Origin of the sequence: Corynebacterium jeikeium, assembly GCA_003955985.1 — a bacterium.
GTDB lineage: Bacteria > Actinomycetota > Actinomycetes > Mycobacteriales > Mycobacteriaceae > Corynebacterium > Corynebacterium jeikeium_D.
Window position 1 is genome coordinate 1694760 of sequence record CP033784.1, and the last position, 17333, is coordinate 1712092.

14 protein-coding genes are annotated in these 17333 nt (G+C 57.1%); 6 read left to right on the forward strand and 8 right to left on the reverse strand.

The window, feature by feature from the left end:
• Positions 1-19 precede the first annotated feature (19 nt).
• From EGX79_07445 to EGX79_07465, 5 genes are all read right to left on the reverse strand, one after another.
• Entirely contained in the window at positions 20-811 is a 792-nt protein-coding gene (locus EGX79_07445) for a 1-acyl-sn-glycerol-3-phosphate acyltransferase (protein AYX82030.1), read from the reverse strand.
• A 102-nt stretch (positions 812-913) separates the two neighbouring features.
• Positions 914-1927 carry an ROK family glucokinase gene (locus EGX79_07450; protein AYX82031.1) on the reverse strand — a complete coding sequence of 338 codons (1014 nt, stop codon included), beginning with the start codon at positions 1925-1927 and terminating at the stop codon, positions 914-916.
• A 9-nt stretch (positions 1928-1936) separates the two neighbouring features.
• Complete coding sequence (locus tag EGX79_07455) at positions 1937-3091, reverse strand: glycosyltransferase family 1 protein (protein ID AYX82032.1); 1155 nt, start codon at positions 3089-3091, stop codon at positions 1937-1939.
• A gap of 53 nt (positions 3092-3144) precedes the next feature.
• Positions 3145-4245 (reverse strand): cell wall hydrolase, encoded by a 1101-nt coding sequence (locus EGX79_07460; protein AYX82033.1) that lies wholly within the window; start codon positions 4243-4245, stop codon positions 3145-3147.
• A 316-nt stretch (positions 4246-4561) separates the two neighbouring features.
• Positions 4562-5140 carry a peptidoglycan endopeptidase gene (locus EGX79_07465; GenBank protein ID AYX82034.1) on the reverse strand — a complete coding sequence of 193 codons (579 nt, stop codon included), beginning with the start codon at positions 5138-5140 and terminating at the stop codon, positions 4562-4564.
• A 570-nt stretch (positions 5141-5710) separates the two neighbouring features.
• On the opposite strand from EGX79_07465, the gene EGX79_07470 reads away from it, so the two are divergent.
• A complete protein-coding gene (locus tag EGX79_07470; GenBank protein ID AYX82035.1) occupies positions 5711-7300 on the forward strand; it encodes a DNA polymerase III subunit epsilon in 1590 nt (529 codons plus the stop codon).
• On the opposite strand, the gene trpD is transcribed toward EGX79_07470, so the two are convergent.
• The gene (gene trpD, locus EGX79_07475; protein AYX82036.1) at positions 7297-8364 is read right to left on the reverse strand and encodes an anthranilate phosphoribosyltransferase; all 1068 of its coding nucleotides are present in this window, start codon (positions 8362-8364) and stop codon (positions 7297-7299) included. The genes EGX79_07470 and trpD overlap by 4 nt on opposite strands.
• Positions 8365-8901: 537 nt before the next feature.
• Between trpD and EGX79_07480 the strand changes: the two genes are divergently transcribed.
• The 5 genes from EGX79_07480 to EGX79_07500 all read left to right on the forward strand — a co-directional run bounded on the left by EGX79_07480 (position 8902) and on the right by EGX79_07500 (position 15209).
• Positions 8902-9516 carry a heme-copper oxidase subunit III gene (locus tag EGX79_07480; GenBank protein AYX82037.1) on the forward strand — a complete coding sequence of 205 codons (615 nt, stop codon included), beginning with the start codon at positions 8902-8904 and terminating at the stop codon, positions 9514-9516.
• A 75-nt stretch (positions 9517-9591) separates the two neighbouring features.
• Positions 9592-10482 (forward strand): cytochrome C, encoded by an 891-nt coding sequence (locus EGX79_07485; GenBank protein ID AYX82038.1) that lies wholly within the window; start codon positions 9592-9594, stop codon positions 10480-10482.
• On the forward strand, positions 10479-11690 hold the full coding sequence (locus tag EGX79_07490; protein ID AYX82039.1) for a ubiquinol-cytochrome c reductase iron-sulfur subunit: 1212 nt from the start codon (positions 10479-10481) through the stop codon (positions 11688-11690). Before EGX79_07485 ends, EGX79_07490 begins: the two co-directional genes overlap by 4 nt.
• A complete protein-coding gene (locus EGX79_07495) occupies positions 11687-13315 on the forward strand; it encodes a cytochrome bc complex cytochrome b subunit (protein AYX82040.1) in 1629 nt (542 codons plus the stop codon). Before EGX79_07490 ends, EGX79_07495 begins: the two co-directional genes overlap by 4 nt.
• Before the next feature lie 166 nt (positions 13316-13481).
• Positions 13482-15209 (forward strand): ABC transporter ATP-binding protein, encoded by a 1728-nt coding sequence (locus tag EGX79_07500; GenBank protein ID AYX82041.1) that lies wholly within the window; start codon positions 13482-13484, stop codon positions 15207-15209.
• Positions 15210-15368: 159 nt separating this feature from the next.
• Here the strand turns inward: EGX79_07500 and EGX79_07505 are convergent, their stop codons facing one another.
• Together EGX79_07505 and EGX79_07510 are read right to left on the reverse strand one after the other, a co-directional pair.
• Positions 15369-15815, reverse strand: a complete 447-nt coding sequence (locus EGX79_07505; protein AYX82042.1) for a cytochrome C oxidase subunit IV — start codon at positions 15813-15815, stop codon at positions 15369-15371.
• A 35-nt stretch (positions 15816-15850) separates the two neighbouring features.
• Complete coding sequence (locus EGX79_07510; GenBank protein ID AYX82043.1) at positions 15851-17026, reverse strand: cytochrome c oxidase subunit II; 1176 nt, start codon at positions 17024-17026, stop codon at positions 15851-15853.
• Positions 17027-17333 lie beyond the last annotated feature (307 nt).

A 17333-nucleotide genomic window follows, 5' to 3' on the forward strand; every position in this document is an offset into this window, starting at 1 on the left:
CTATCTGCGCCTAATTATTCTAGCGAGCGCGTCGGAACCAGCGACGAGGGGTCGGCTTCGGCCCCGGAGCCGGAGTAGTGAGCTCTCCACCCGGTTCGGTTCCCGCTGGATAGCCGGTGCCGGCCTCCAAGGACTTCTTCACATCAGTCGCGTAAGCATCGACATATTCCTGACCAGAAAGCTTCTGAATTTCCTTAATCAGGTCATCCGTCAGTGCCCTGGCCGCTTCATACTCATCGCTGTACTTGGCTTTGTACTCCGACGGATCAATCGGATCACCGATAATCGTGCCGACCTTCACCGGACGAGGAATCCACGAACCAATCGGGTTGGCTTTCTCCGTATCAATCATCGCCATTGGGAACACCGGCACACCGGCCTCCAGCGCGACACGTGCCGCACCGGTTTTACCGCGGTACAGTCGACCATCGGGACTACGGGTGCCTTCCAAGGAAATGCCCAGCAGGTCACCGCGTGACAGCACCTTCAAGCCGGCGTTCAGCGCATCGCGAGCTGCATCACCAGAGGTACGGTCAATCGGCACCTGCCCCACCGAGGAGAAGAAGAACTTCTGGATACCGCCGACAAAGCCCGGCGTGGTGAAGTACTCCGCCTTCGCCAGGAACGTCAGCTGACGACGGCAGACCAGTGGGAAGAAAAAGTGATCCATCACAGCAAGGTGGTTCGACGCCATCAGCGCTGGACCTTCCTGAGGAATCTTCTCACCACCGATGTAGTACGGGCGATTATAGATCCGCAGCCAAGGGCCAATGAGGATGTACTTAAAGAACTTGTACCAGCGATTATTCACAGTTTAAAACTATACAGGTTCAGTTGGTCCGACGATCCATCTCCGCAGCCATTCCCCCACCTTTTCGCGGGCGAATTCCCCTGCAATCCCCAAATTGACGCTTTACGACGATGTCGCACCCTCGGCAGCCACAACGCTGCGCGCAATATCCGCCGCACCAATCAACCCAGCATCCGCACCTAGTTCAGCGACCCGCACATCCGCTACCGGACGATAGCCAGCGCCGGTGAGATTGCGGGCAAACTCGGCCTTGGCCTTGTCCAGGTATAGATCAGACGCCGAGGCAACACCGCCACCGATAACAATCAATTCCGGATCAAAGACATCGCCCACCATCGACAGGCCACGCCCCAGCCAGGTAGCAAAGTCATCAATCGCAGCTAGAGCCAATTCATCCCCCTGGCGAGCAGCCGAGACGACATCGGTACCAGTTACCGAGCCGGCCACGAGCCCGTCGGTAAGCCGCGAGAAGTAGCGACCGGATTCAGAGAGTTCCTGAGCGGTGGTAACCAACGCCGTACCCGAGCAGTAACGCTCCAAGCAACCACGCTTTCCGCAGGAGCAGGGACGACCATCCGGCACAACGGTGAGGTGGCCGAATTCCGGCGCCGTGCCGTACGCGCCACGGTAAATCTCACCCCCCTGCATCATCGCGCCGCCGATTCCCGTACCCAGCGCAAACAGCACCCAATTATCCGCACCGCGAGCCGCACCAAAGCGATACTCACCCCAGGCGGCCGAGTTGGCATCGTGCTCAAGCTGCAGCGGACATGGGAGAAGCAAGGATAAACGCTTGACGACGTTCGCATCGCGCCACGGCAGATGCGGGGCAAAACGAACCGTCTGGCGGTCAGAATCCAAAAAACCAGCTACAGCTAAACCGATGGCGCTGACATCTGGAAAGCGTTCAACCAAGCGCTCGGATGTCTGGACAATGCCACGTTCAATGGCATCCACACTGCCATCAGAACTGGTCTGAACTCGATACAGCACCTGCCCATCAGCGCTGACCACTGCAGCGCGCAGGTTTGTTCCACCAATATCAAAACCGATAGCCGGGCGATCAGCGGCGTCGGACTCGTCTGAGTTCGGATGAATCGGAATATCGGTGGACATAACAGTTGATTATAAAGGGATTGCGCAGGTTCGGAGAATTCGGCGAGCCCGAGCAGCCATGACCTCCCAGGTCCACGACTGCACAACATGCTCCCGACCACAGGCTCCCATCGCCGCCGCGCGCTCCGGATTATCCAAAATCTCAACCAGCCCGGTGGCGACGCTGCGCTTCGAGGCCCCGTCGACAACGATGCCAGTTTCGCCATCGATAACTGTCTCCGGGGCGCCACCAGACTTGCCAGCTATGACAGGGACACCGCAGGCCTGTGCTTCCAAGTAGACAATGCCGAGGCCTTCTACATCAAGGCCACGTCCGCGGGTTCGGGCGGGCATGGCAAAAATGCTGGCCGCATTGTAATAGGCGGGGAGGTCATCATAAGAGACCTTGCCGGCAAAAATAACCTGCTCGGAGACCCCGAGCTTTACTGCCAGCTTTTTCAATTCTCGGTTCAACGGACCAACGCCCACGATCAGCAACCTGGCATCCGGGTGCTGCTCAAGAACCTTAGGCATGCTGCGAATCAGCATATCTTGGCCTTTTCGGCGCACTAGCCGAGAAATACAGACGATAAGCGGCTGGGACTCACCGATTCCGTGGTGCTGCCGGATCTTCTGTCCCGCCTCGGGGTCCGGGGAAAATCGCTCGATATCGACACCGGAAGGCAGGCGTTCAAATGCTGTTTGCGGACCAAAGGCTGCCGCAAATCGACCACGGGTGTAGCGGGAAATATAGGTCACAACATCGGAGCTCTTACCAATGCGCCTCAGCATCTGGCGGGCCAATGGCAGCATCGACCAGCCCACTTCATGTCCGTGAGTGGTAGCAACGATGCGGGTGGCACCTGCGCGACGGCATGCGTCGGCAAGCAAACCAAGTGGCGCGGCGGCACCAAACCATACGGTGTCAATGCGTTCGGTGCGAATAATCTGAGCGGCGCGACGAGCTACGTGCGGCAGTGGCAGCAGCACGGAATCACGCATGCGATAAACACGGTACGGTAGCGACTCGTCGTAGGCGCGGAGCTTTTCTTCGGGGGCTCGCGAGGACGCGAGGACTACGAGGTTCTCCGGATCCAAACGAGCACAGAAATCACGCAGGTAGGACTCGATTCCACCATCGCGAGGCGGGAAGTCATTCGTAATGAGCAGTACGCGCGCAGACATGGAGCCGAGTTTATCTACCTTGACTAAAAGGACGCGAGGTCACCTGCCGCTAGTTAGAAGCGGACAGCGCCTTGGTACGGGCCACCTTGGTCGATGGAAACGACCTGGACTGGAATACCGTAGTCGGAAGCATGGACAATCTGACCATTGCCGATGTACATGCCCACGTGCGTGATTCCCGGGTAGTAACCGATGATGTCGCCCGGCTGCAGCTGGTCGCGGCTCACCGGAGTACCACCGGCGAGCTGTGCCTGCGAGGTCCGCGGGATGGACTTACCAATCTGCTGGTACGCCCAGTACATCAGGCCGGAGCAGTCGAACTCAGAGGGACCAGCAGCTCCCCACGAGTACGGGGAGCCCAGCTTCGACAGAGCGGCATCAACTGCGGCGGAAGATCCGAGCAGTTTGTCCAACCCTTCGGTAATTGGGTTGTTCTTGGAAATCCAAATTTCCCGCTGTTCGGGGCTCAGCGATTCAACCATGGACTTGACATGCTCGGCGCGCTCATCAAATTCGGCGCTGCGCTTGTCCAAATCATCGCGGCGCTTGGCCAGGTCATCGAGCTGCTTGCGGATATCGTCCTGCAGACGCAGCGCATTGGCCTTACCATCCTCGGCATCCTTGCGGGCTTGCACCGCACGGCTGACAACTTCATCGTTGTCGCGGAACATCTTGTTGATGTAACCGGCACGGTCGATAGCGTCCTGAGCACTGGCAGATCCCAGGGCGGCCGACAATGGGTCGACGATTTCACCACGCATCCGCTTCTTCGCGAAGTAAGAAATCTCACCAGAGAGCGCCTTGAGGTCATCCTGTGCTCGGAGAACCTGATCCTCAGAGTGCTTCAGCTCCCCCTCGGCGTGCCGGAGTTCCTCTTCCTTGGCCTGAACCTGGGAATCCAGCTCGGTAACTTCCTCAGAAACCGCTTCGGTATCCCGAGAAATCTTCTCCAGCTCTGCAATAATGCCGTCTGCAGTAGCCAGATCCGGGGCTGGCTGTTCATCCTGTGCAGAGGCAATCGGCGCCAAACCTACGGCGCCAAAGGTTAGCCCAGTCACGACCGTAAGCCCGACTACACCGCGACGAGAGTTGTGGCGACGACGAGAGACACGGTGACGCGACAAATCCAAACCCTTTTCAAGTTGTGTATTCAAATTTCTTCCCCGAAAAACAAAACATCAAACCACTTGACGCATTCGAGCAAATTGTAGCAGCCTTGCCGCGGAACAACACACCGACAAACCGCCAGCGCAAAGGGGTATCCAAAGGGAGTAACCAGGATAGCCCTTCGACTCCACGCATTGCGTAACCGCAGTAGAAAAACAAAAAATGAGGCGAGCGCCCCTATAGTGCTTTACGACGCGCATAGCGTCAGCACCCGGGCGCTCGCCTCAGTGCCCCCTCGGTAAAAAGAGAGCCAAGGCTCTGCGGGGTATCAAGGCCCCGCAGGTTGTCATCCGTTCAAACAGATTAGAAGCGGACGAAGTTGTGAACCGGCATGTAGTTCATCGGAGCTTCCTTGACGACATCGCCGGACTGCGGAGCGTGAATCACGTTGCCGTTGCCGGAGAAGATGCCGACGTGGGTAGCGCCAGAGTAGAAGGAAACGATGTCACCCAGTGCCGGGCTGGAGACCGCGGTACCCTGGGAAGCCTGCGCCTGGGAGGTACGCGGGATCGACTTACCGACCTGCTGGTATGCCCAGGAGGTCAGACCGGAGCAGTCGAAAGAGTTCGGACCGGTAGCGCCCCACACATACGGGGAACCGATCTTGGAACGTGCAGCGGAGACGATAGCCGAACCAGTGGACGGTGCTGCAACGTTTGCAACGCTGCCGGAGGTAACCTCACCTGCGATGTCGTTGAACTTGCCAACAACATCCTGCATACCTGCAACCTGCGGGGTATCGAAGCCGTTCAGTGCGCCCTGGATGTCGTTCAGCGGGTTAGCGTTAGCGGTCGGAACTGCGAGAGCGGTAACGCCGGCGACAGTTGCGCCAAATGCGACTGCGTTGCGTGCAAAGTTAGAACGGCGGTGGTGCTTGCCCATTGTTTTGAAACTCCAAAATCTTCCTGTTTAGCCGACCGGGTTAGCTGACGGGTTCGGAAGAATGGAAGACTTCCTACCCTCCGGGATTTCCCTTTGGGATTCACCCCATGGTTCGAGGTGGGTCCCCGGCTCGAATCCCCTGAGGCTCTCACTACTTAGACCCTCAGGACCTTCGATAAGGCTCTGTGTTTTCTTATCAATGACCGGCACCAACTCAGTGGCCCCGTTTCAATGTCTCGATAAGGTTACGAAATGGCATCAAGTTTTGTCTAGCCGTTTGCCCAGAAAACCGCTCGAGGCCCGGTTGTTACCATCGATAGAACTAAACCGTTACCAAGCTGTTACAACTAGACACTCCCCCTATAGCGGAATAATAACAGTTTGATAAACGTGTCACTACCTGGCATTTTGAAGTCCGCCGAGAACTTTACACTTAATGCCTTAAAGTCGACACATTTTTATCGCGGGCTCAAAACGTGTTTTATGTCACACTCCAGCTTGCAACAGCTCAATTTGCTCAAGTTTCACAGTTTTAACACCACTAGGAGCGCTCAGCATAGGATTATTGACGTGGATTCAGGACAACAGCACTTCCCTCTCGAAGGCACCGTCGATGATTCTCTTTTCAACACCACCTTTGTCGTCGTAGACCTGGAAACGACCGGATTGAAGGCCAAAAACGACCACATCATTGAAATTGGGGCCATCAAAACCCGTGGCGGTAAGACAATTGGCACCTTTTCCAGCTTCATCGACCCCGGTATGGAGATCCCTGACCACATCACATCTCTGACCGGCATCACTACCGCCGATGTTGAAACCGCCCCACAGCTCGGCACAGTTATTACTCAGTTCCTCGAATTTGCCCGGGGAAGCGTCTGGGTTGCGCATAATGCCAAGTTCGATATTGGATTCCTCCGCCAGGCTTGCACAGATTTGGGCCTAGATTGGCCGAGCCCCAGTGTCGTAGACACCCTCACGTTGGCGCGTCGCGTCCTCGACCGCTCACAAGTTGGCAGTTTCAAGCTCTCACAGCTCGCACGGTACGTCGGTTCTCCGAATCGCCCCACCCACCGGGCGCTTGACGACGCAATCGCAACCGTCGACGTCCTTCACTACCTCGTGGAGAGACTAGCTGGCGATGAAGTACAAACAGCGTCCGAGCTAGTGCACTACTCGCCCACCGTCGCTCCAGAGGTTCGTGCTAAACGGCACCTTGCCGATGGAGCTCCGCACACCCCTGGTGTCTATGTTTTTCGGTCAAGAAATGACGACCCCTTATATATAGGTACAGCTCTCGATTTGCGACGTAGACTTCTGCAGTATTTCAACGGTACTGATTCTCGTCGCAAGATTACGGAAATGGTCTCTCTAGCCGAACGCGTCGAGATCATCGAGTGCCCGCACGGCTTCGCTGCAGAAATTCGCGAGGCTCGTCTGATCTCTGCACTCCGTCCGCCCTACAACCGACAACGCACCGAACCAACCCGCGGCTGGTACATCGTCCCCACTAGCCCCGGTCGGCCTGCCAAGATTAGCCGGGCAGTCACCGACGCCCGCAGCCTAGGTCCTTTCCGCACGCGCGACACCGCTACTGCCATCCGCGACAGGTTCTCCGCGCTTAACGACGACTTTGCGATAACAACCGCTCAGATCTCCACCACCGGCGCAGACGAGATCGCAGACATGATTGCAGAGATATCAGCACTTGCCGAAGCACACCGCTTCCAACGCGCGGCAGTGCAACGTGACCGCGCCGCGGAGTTCATTATCAGCTTGGACAAGCAGCAGCGCCTGAGCATGCTTGCAGCCATCCCATCTCTGCAAGCCGCTTTCCCCGATGGCAATGGCGGCTGGCATCTAGCGGAAATTCGCTACGGCAGGTTGGCCGGCGCCAGCACCGCACCACGTGGCGCGGAAATGAACTACATCATCGAGCTCATGGAGAGTTCAGCCCAAACAGTCACTCCAGATGATTCCTTATATAAAGGAGCATCGATTGATGAACTCAGTATTATCTGGAAATGGCTGCAGCGCCCGGAGGTACGAATAAAGCCCACCGGAGGCGAGTATTCCTACCCTAGGTTAGGCGCAGGAAAATACCTTCAGTGGGCAATTGACGCGCAGCAAGCACGTCGTGAAGCGCGACGCGAACCTTAACCCTTCATCGCCGCGGTAAGGATGTCCAGGCACAGCCCCGACTGGAGCGTTTCCTTGACCTCTTCAATGGAGTCGGCCATAGCTTCCTTTAGTGGACGGCCACTCAGACCACGCGAAATGGCGATCGCGGCAGCGGAGTTAAGGATGACTGCATCGCGAATCGGACCTTCGAGTTCGCCAGCCCAAATGCGACGTGCAACATCAGCGTTGTAAGCGGGGTCACCGCCACGCAGCGCGTCAATTTCGGAGTACTCCATGCCATAGTCATGTGGATCGATGACATCTTCGGCAACTTCTCCGTTTTCCACAATAAAGACCTTGGTGGGACCAGTAACGGTAATCTCGTCGAGACCATCGCTTCCGCGAACCACCAAAGCGCGCTGACCACGGCGGGCGAAGGTGTCCGCCATCGTCTCCATCTGATCTTCGAAGGCACAGCCAATCAAGCTCGCCTGCGGGCGTGCTGGATTCGTCAGCGGCCCCAACAGGTTGAAGACTGTCGGAACCGCTAGCTCCTTACGCACCGGTCCAGCGAAGCGCATGGCCGGATGAAAGCGAGCGGCAAAGAGGAAGCGCACGTAGAAATCCGGATGTTCCGGAGAAGTAACGAGACCGTTCTCAATGTCGATGCCAAAGGCCTCCAGCATGTCAGCTCCGCCCGACTTCGAAGAAGCCGCGCGGTTACCGTGCTTGAGCACCGGCACACCGCTGGCCGCGATAACAATCATGGACATCGTGGAGATGTTGACGGTATTTGCGCCATCACCACCGGTGCCGACGATATCGACTGCACCGCGCTCAATAACACCGGCGAGCTGTGGATCATGAACTGGGCGGGCAAATGAAAGCATGCCCTCAGCCGCAGCATCGAGCTCGGCAGCCGTAATCCCCTTGGCGAGGAGACCGAAAGCAAACGTTGCGGTCTGCACGTCTCCGGAAGCACCGGACATGATCTGATCCATGGCGAATCGAATGCCCTCACCGGAAACTTCGCGGCCAGCGCCAATCGTGGAGAGAACATGGCGCCAGTTTTCGACCGCCCTCTTATCGCCGATCTCGCTCATCGCCACTCCCTTCCACTAGATAGTCAAGTCTGTATTCGTACTTTATTAATACAACTGCACCTAGGTACTGCTGGCTATCCCGCCCACCAGGCGCACCACATCACAGGGCTGTTGAAAAAATCCCACCGTGATGTACGTAATAAGACAAGATACCTCCCCCATATATCCAGCGCATCACCAGGTCCACCTTTTGCGTTCACCGAAAATCTCACCCCCATTGGGGCAACTGGAAAAATACGATATTAAACAGAGCCGAACCTGCGATAAACTAACCGACAGCTGATGCCGCAGTATCGCTAACCCAGGTTCACCGGAGGCGAACTTGGCAGTCCAGGGGGATGGACACCACGCACCTCGGCACAACAAAACCCTCGAATTCACCCGCGTCGGATAAAGACACCGGAAAGTTCCCAACAGGGGGAAAAATTAGTGAAATTCTCAGAAACCTTTCCTCGCGACCTGGGATTTTAGGAATTTTTATACAAAAACGGGGGTTGCAACGTGACTACTCCTTAAGAACAGTACATACTGTTAGTTGTGACGAGCGCAGTTGAAAATCAAGGTATGACAGCACCACGTCGTGCTGCGACACTGAACCGACCGAATATGGTCAGTGTCGGCACGATTGTGTTCCTGTCTCAGGAATTAATGTTCTTCGCCGGTCTGTTCGCGATGTACTTCGTGTCACGCGCGAACGGCCAGGGCGATTCGTGGGATTGGGGTACCGGCCACCTCAATGTCCCGTACGCACTATTGATCACCGTGATCCTAGTGTCGTCTTCGTTCACTGCCCAGTGGGGCGTGTTCGCGGCCGAGCGTGGCGACGTTTTCGCACTCCGTAAGTGGTACGCACTGTCCACCGCCCTGGGTGCAATCTTCCTCGTCGGCCAGGCTTACGAGTACTTCACACTGGTTAGCCACGGTCTGACCATTCAGAACTCCATTTACGGTTCGGTCTTCTTCATCACCACCGGATTCCACGCAGCCCACGTCCTCGCGGGTGTGCTGGCTTTCGTTGTGGTGCTTATCCGTACCTCCAAGGCGAAGTTCACCCCGGCACAGGCCACTGCTGCCATCGTGGTCTCGTACTACTGGCACTTCGTCGACGTCGTGTGGATTGGCCTGTTTATCACCATCTACTTCATCCAGTAGGCCGTATTGGCCGTCCTTTGTTTAGTACGGCCTACAGCCCATCCACTTTCCACGAACAGTATTAAAGGGAAAAAGATGGAAAACACTACCTCCGAAACCAAGGACACCACGTCCTTGGCTGCGGTCCCGAAGTCAAAGGGCCGCCGCAAGATGCGCCGTACTGCCTCCGGCATTATGGCTATGGCTCTCGCCCTCACCGGCGCGGGCTTCCTCGCTAATGCTCTGACCCCTGATGCACAGACGGCTACTGCTCAGCAGGATGAAGCCGCAATGATTCAGCAGGGCAAGGAGCTTTACGACGTTGCTTGTATTACTTGCCACGGCGCCAACCTTCAGGGCGTTAAGGACCGCGGCAAGTCGCTGATCGGCGTCGGCGAAGGCTCGGTTTACTTCCAGGTTCACTCCGGTCGTATGCCGATGCTCCGCAACGAGGCTCAGGCAGCACGTAAGACCCCGCGTTACTCCGAAGAGCAGACGCTGGCTATCGCAGCCTACGTCCAGGCTAATGGCGGCGGCGCCGGCATCGTCCGCGACGAGGACGGCTCCATCGCTATGGAGTCGCTACGCGGTAAGAACGCCGGCCCGAACGGTGAGCTTGACAAGGCTGACGTTGCTCGCGGTTCCGAGCTGTTCCGCCTGAACTGTGCATCCTGCCACAACTTCACCGGTCGTGGCGGCGCACTGTCCAGCGGTAAGTACGCACCGGTCCTGGATCCTGCAAATGAGCAGGAAATCTACCAGGCAATGCTGACCGGCCCGCAGAATATGCCGAAGTTCTCTGACCGCCAGCTGTCTGCTGACGAGAAGAAGGACATCATCGCCTACATCAAGAACGCCAAGGAAACTCCGACCCCGGGTGGTTGGGGCATTGGTGGCATCGGCCCAGTTGCTGAGGGCCTTGTCATGTGGATTGTAGGCATTGTCGCTCTCGTAGCGGCCGCTCTTTGGATTGGATCCCGCCGATGAGTAATAACGAAAACAAGAAGTACAGCTCCGAAGAGCTGTCGAAGATGAGCAATGCGGATCTCGCTCGTCTGGGTGCTGAACTCGATGACGTGACCATTGCTTACCGCAAGGAACGCTTCCCGATTGCCAACGACCCGGCTGAAAAGCGCGCGGCTCGTGGTGTCACCATCTGGCTGGCACTGTCGGTCATTCTTGGCCTGGCATTCGTCGCCATCTACCTGTTCTACCCGTGGCACTACAAGGGTCACGGCGAAGAGGGTCTGTGGTTGTACACCATGTACACCCCGCTGCTGGGGATCACCATCGGTGGCTGCATCGTCACCCTGGGTATTGGTGCAGTTAAGTTCACCAAGCGCTTCATTCCGGAAGAAATTTCGGTTCAGCGCCGCCACGATGGTCCGTCCGAAGAGGTCGACCAGAAGACCATCGTTGCCCTGCTGAACGATTCTTGGCAGACCTCCACCCTGGGTCGTCGCTCCGCTATCAAGGGCCTCCTTGGTACCGGCGCCGTCCTGGCTGGTATCGGCATGATCCTTCCGCTTGGCGGCATGATTAAGAACCCGTGGAAGCCACGCCACGACGTTGACGTCACTGGTGACGGCACCCTGTGGACCACCGGCTGGACTCTCGTCGAGAAGGGCCACAAGGTTTACCTGGGTCGCGACACCGGCGCTATCGCTGAAGAGGGCGTACACGGCTACACCACTAAGGGCGTTTCCCGCCTGGTTCGCCTCCGCCCAGAGGACCTGTCCGCAGGTTCCATGGAGACCGTCTTCCCTCTTCCGGAGGAGGACGTCAACGACGGCGACAAGTACTCCAAGGATGCTGATGTCTACGAGGCACACATGCACTCGATTCACGGCTCCCGCAACTCGGTCATGCTGATCCGTCTGCGTTCCCAGGACGCTGAAAAGGCAATCCTGCGCAAGGGTCAGGAAGACTTCCACTACGGCGACTACTTCGCCTACTCGAAGATTTGTACACACATCGGTTGCCCGACTTCTCTGTACGAACAGCAGACGAACCGTATTCTCTGCCCATGCCACCAGTCGCAGTTCGATGCACTGCACTACGGCAAGCCGGTCTTCGGTCCAGCTGCTCGCGCTCTTCCAGAGCTGCCGATCAGCGTTGACGAAGAAGGCTACATGTACGCAGAGGGCAACTTCATTGAGCCCGTCGGTCCGGCATTCTGGGAGCGTCAGTCATGAGTAATCCAACGAAACTAGCAACCGCTGCTAAGAATATGGATGACCGCTACACCCTGTCTGGCGGCATGCGTAAGCAGCTCAATAAGGTATTCCCTACCCACTGGTCCTTCCTGCTGGGCGAGATTGCACTCTACTCCTTCGTAGTCCTGCTCTTCTCGGGTGTTTACCTGACTCTGTTCTTCGACCCGTCGATGTCGAAGGTCATTTACGACGGTGCCTACGCGCCGCTCAACGGTGTCGAGATGTCTCGCGCCTACGAGACCGCCCTGCAGATCTCCTTCGAGGTTCGCGGTGGCCTGTTCATTCGCCAGATTCACCACTGGGGTGCTCTCCTGTTCGCCGTGTCCATCATGGCGCACATGTTCCGCATCTTCTTCACCGGCGCATTCCGCAAGCCGCGTGAGGCTAACTGGGTCATCGGTTCCATCCTCCTGCTGCTGTCCGTGGCAGAGGGCTTCATGGGTTACTCCCTGCCGGACGACCTGCTTTCCGGTGTTGGTCTGCGTATTATGTCCGCAATCATCATCGGTCTGCCGATTATCGGCACCTGGCTGCACTGGATGATGTTCAACGGCGACTTCCCGGGTGACATGATTATCCCGCGCCTGTACATTGCACACGTGCTGATTCTCCCGGCCCTGCTGCTGGGTCTGATTGCCGCTCACCTGGCTCTGGTCTGGTACCAGAAGCACACCCAGTTCCCTGGCGCAGGTCGTACCGAGAACAACGTCGTCGGCGTTCGTATTCTCCCGATCTTCGCAGTCAAGTCCGTTTCCTTCGGCCTGATTACGTTCGGCTTCCTGGCGCTATTCGCTGGTATCTTCCAGATCAACGCAATTTGGAACCTTGGCCCGTACAACCCGGCGCAGGTTTCCGCTGGTTCCCAGCCGGATATCTACATGCTGTGGACTGACGGTGCTGCCCGTGTCATGCCGCCGTGGGAGCTCTACTTGGGCTCTTACACGATCCCGGCAGTCTTCTGGGTCGCCCTGCTCTGTGGTGTTCTGGTTGTCCTGCTCTTCGCTTACCCGTTCATCGAGGCGAAGATCACCGGCGACAACGCCCACCACAACCTGCTGCAGCGTCCGCGCGACGTGCCGGTTCGCTCCGGCCTGGGTGCCATGGCTTTGGTCTTCTACACCCTGCTGACTCTGTCCGGTGGTAACGACCTGATCGCATACCACTTCCAGATCTCGCTGAACGTGATGACCTGGGTTGGCCGTATCGGTCTGATCATCCTGCCTCCGATCGCTTACTTCGTCACTTACCGAATCTGCATCGGCCTGCAGCGCTCTGACCGCGCTGTCCTGGAGCACGGCATCGAGACGGGCATCATCAACCAGCTGCCTGATGGTTCCTTCATCGAGGTCCACCAGCCACTGGGTCCGGTCGACGAGCACGGCCACGCCGTTCCGCTCGAGTACCAGGGTGCTTACGTCCCGAAGACCATGAACGAACTGGGCGCCGCTGGTAGCCCGGGTCGCGGTAGCTTCTTCAGCCCGGACTCCCCGGAGCTCGCCGAAGAGGCAGCTCGTATCGAGCACGAGAACCACGAGCAGCAGGCTCAGATGTTCCGTGACCTCGAAGCTCAGAACGCTGAAGAGCGTCGCCAGCTCGAGCAGTAAAACTCCGCGGTAGGTTTTCTACTGCGCTCAAATAAGACCACCCCGGTCCGCATCCACTTCGGATGTCGACCGGGGTGGTTTTTGTTACCCAGATTCTTCCGATTTCACCTTGACCCCACATATGTCGGATACCAAATCTGCTGTTTACCAGTACTAAAATGGACATATGTCTACCAGTCCCTCCCCCACCACCGATCTTTCGAGCAACGCCACACAGCTTGTCGCCAACGGTGTCAACTTCGACTACGAGGCCACGCCTGTTCTGCGCGATGTCTCGCTCACGCTTTCCGACGGCGATGTCCTCGGTCTGGTTGGAGACAACGGAGCCGGCAAGTCCACACTTCTTTGGCTACTATCGGGTCGTCGTCGGCCCACGAGCGGTACGGTGACTCATATTGGCACGCGTGTGCTCGGCTCTCAGGAGCTGGAAGCGCCTTTCGACTCCACGGTGCAAATGCTTATCGATGAGGCCCTCGGCCCCTCGAAACGTCGTTTAGCGGAGCTAGAAGAAGCAGCTGAGGCGATGGCCTTAGCAAAGACCCCAGATGAGTCTGAGGCGGCAGAGAAGGCGTATTCGAAGGCCTTCTCGGACGTCATGGCTCACGATGACTGGAACGCCGAGCATAATGCGGAGATTGTGCTCGACCATCTCGGCCTGACCGGTACTGCTCCGGACGGCGCTCCCCTGACAGAGCAACTAACCACGGAGATTTCCGGCGGGCAGCGGGCGCGGCTGGGGCTCGCAATTACGCTCATTCGAAAGCCAGAGATTTTGCTTCTCGACGAGCCCACCAACCATCTCGATGAACGCGGTCGCCAGCTCGTGATTGACACCATCCAGAACCACCCTGGAGTGGTTGTGGTGGCAACACATGACCGCGACTTCCTGGATGCCGTTTGTACTGTAATTGGAGACTTGGTGCCGGGGCGCCCTGGTATTGGGCTGTTCCGTGGTAATTACTCCGACTACGCGAAGCACCGTCGCCACCAGCGTGAGCTATGGGAGCACCAGTGGCGCTCGGAGGAGCATGAACGCAATCGGTTGGAAGACACCATCGAGAATGGCGCTCGTGAGGTCTCACCGGGTCGGGAAATGACGGACAATAACAAGATGGCTTATGACCGCCGTGGCGGTCGTGTAGAGCGGCAAATCGCCCGCCGCGTGCGTTCGGCTAAGCAACGGCTGGAGGAACTCATTGAGGAAGGTGTGGAGCGTCCACCGGCACTACTGGGCTTTGATGCCCCGTTGACCGCCCCCTTACCGACCAAGCGCGCTGCTTCGGGCAGCGATGAAGATTTTCACATCAAGATGCGCGGTGTGGTCGTCCCAGATCGAATTCGGGTTGGTTCACTGACTATTCGTCCCGGCGACAAGGTCGTGATCACCGGCCCTAATGGGGCCGGCAAATCTACTTTGTTTAAGACGATCATGGGGCAAGTTGAGACGCAGGCTGGCGAGGTGCGTATCGGCGAGAACTGTCGAGTAGCCATGCTGGCCCAGGAACAAGACTGGGAAAACCCAAAGAAGTCCGCCCGTGAGTTGTACGACCTTGCGCCCTATGCCCGCGTGCCTCTCGACGACTTTGGGTTGCTTAGCCCCAAGGATGCCAATCGCCCGGTAGGAAGCCTCTCCATCGGCCAGCAGCGACGGGTGGCGTTAGCGTTGGTCGTAGCCAACCCACCGGAGATCTTGCTGCTCGACGAGCCTACGAACCATCTGAGTGTGGATCTAATCGAGCAGGTCCAAGACGCGATCGCATCTGCAGAGGGCACAATTATTGTGATTACCCACGATCACCGCATGATCAACTCGCTCGAAGCGCGTCATCTGCAGGTGACTGACGGTGAGGTCATCGAACTACCTAAGGGGCAGAAACCCATCGAATTCGCCTGATGCGGAATCATATATTGACTAAAGATCCTAACCGGCGAGGTAACACCAGTTAGGATCCCCAACTCGTCCAAACAAAAAAGTCTCTCCCACTAACGCCCTTGTTAGTGGGAGAGACTTTTCGGTTATCTACGACTGTGGTTCAGTCTGATTGCACTCGGACTAGTGCTTCTCCGGCGGAGTGATGTACTGAGTGTTGAGCTTGGTGCCGGAGACGATCAGAATTACCGCGCCAAGGACAATCAGCCAGTAGGCCATGAATGCGATGCCGTAGCCCATGAGGAGGATGCCCATGGTCATCACGAACGGCCAAATCGAGCTAGCGGAGAAGAAACCGAGGGTACCTGCACCGTCGGCAATCTCTGCCTCTTCGAAGTCGGCCGGGGTGATGTCGGAGCGGCGCTCAGTGAAGTGGAAGTATCCACCGAGCATCAGAGTCATCAGAGCTGCGAGGACCAGGCCGGTTGCGCCAGCCCACTCGAGGCGACCCTGGCTTTCGTTGATGACGTTACCGGTGTCCTGGAGGTACTGAGTGCCGAAGATGTAGACGACAGCCATGAACCCCAGGAACACGGTAAGTCCGTAGAAGAGCTTTGCTGCAGACTTCATTTGAGAACTTCCTTTAAGTAAGAATCTTGCTGGGTTTACTTGGCGGTCGCGTTCAGGTCAATGGTGTTAGCACCACGATCACCCATGTCGCGGGTGTCGACACGACCGGAGTTGAACGGCGAAGTGGAGACTGCGAATGCCGGCTCACCGATGTGCTTCAGAGCATCAGCGTTAGTAGCTTCTGGGTTCTCCTGGCGGAACTTGATGTACTCGGTGAATGCCTCACGGGAGACAGCACGAATCTCGAAGTTCATCATTGCGTGGTAGGTACCACACATCTCGGCACAACGGCCAACGAATGCGTTCTTGACCTTGTCGCTCGGGTTGTCCTCTGGTCGGTTGGCAATCTTGTCCGAGTCAATCTTTTCGATCTGGAAGACACGGTTGGACTTGTTAGCCTCCGGGTGCGGGAACACGTCGCGCTTGAAGAGGAACTCCGGAACCCAGAAGGAGTGAATCACGTCAGCGGACGCGAGGTCGAACTGGATTGCAGTGTCTTCCGGAACAACGAGGACCGGAACCTCTTCGGTGGTACCGAGGGTCTCAATCTCGTCGTAGTGCAGGTAGTCGAGGCTCTCCTTGGAGCGTCCGTGAACCGGGTGCTCCTTCTGCTTTGCGCGATCCTCAGCGGACGGAACCTCGTGGCCGCCCTCGGTGAAGAACTGCTCATCAGCCGGCTTCTCAATACGACCGTTGTATTCCTCGCCGCCCATCAGGTCAGCGGAAATGTTGGCGTAACCGAACTTCCAGTTCCACTGGAAACCGGTGACGTCGACGGTAACTTCCGGATCCTTATCCAGGGCAGTGACCTTGTCCTGAGTCTGAACCGTGAAGAAGAACAGAGTCATCACGATCAGAATCGGGAGAATGGTCAGAGACAACTCAACCGGAACGTTGTATGCAGTCTGGCGCGGGAACTCGCCCTTGCCCTTCTTTTCAGCCTTCTTAGCTGTGAAGTTTGCCATCGAGTAAAGGGTAACGCCCCAAACGATGATGCCGATAATCCAAGCTGCAACCCAGGTCCAAACCCAGAAGTTACCCATGGACTGTGCTTCCGGGGTCACACCTTCCGGCCAACCAAAGCGGAGCAGCTTGAAGAAGCCGTTCTCCGGAGGATTAACATCGCAGCCGGCAAGCAAGGCTGCGCTACCGGTGGCAACGCCGAGGACGCCGAGCTTACGGGCGACTCCGAACTTTCTACGCTGATTCACGTGTGTCTGCCTTCCTGATCCACACAATTTTCGATAACCGATTAAGGTTTCGTCCTACCCAAGCAGAGTAGTCGATTCTTAAGCTTTCTCCACAATAAATATGGCTGTGGGGTGCCTTTGAGTATATCTGCCCTAATAAAATACTGAGAAAGACCCGCCTATCGGGGGTGGCATTCTCACCAGTTACACCCTGTTGACGCTCCTAAGTCTATGAATTTTTTAGTGTTTGTGCCACGCGCTGACGCACACACCGTCCCGCGCAACCTTGCCCCGAGCCCTAGACACGGCAAACTCAGACATTCTCGCT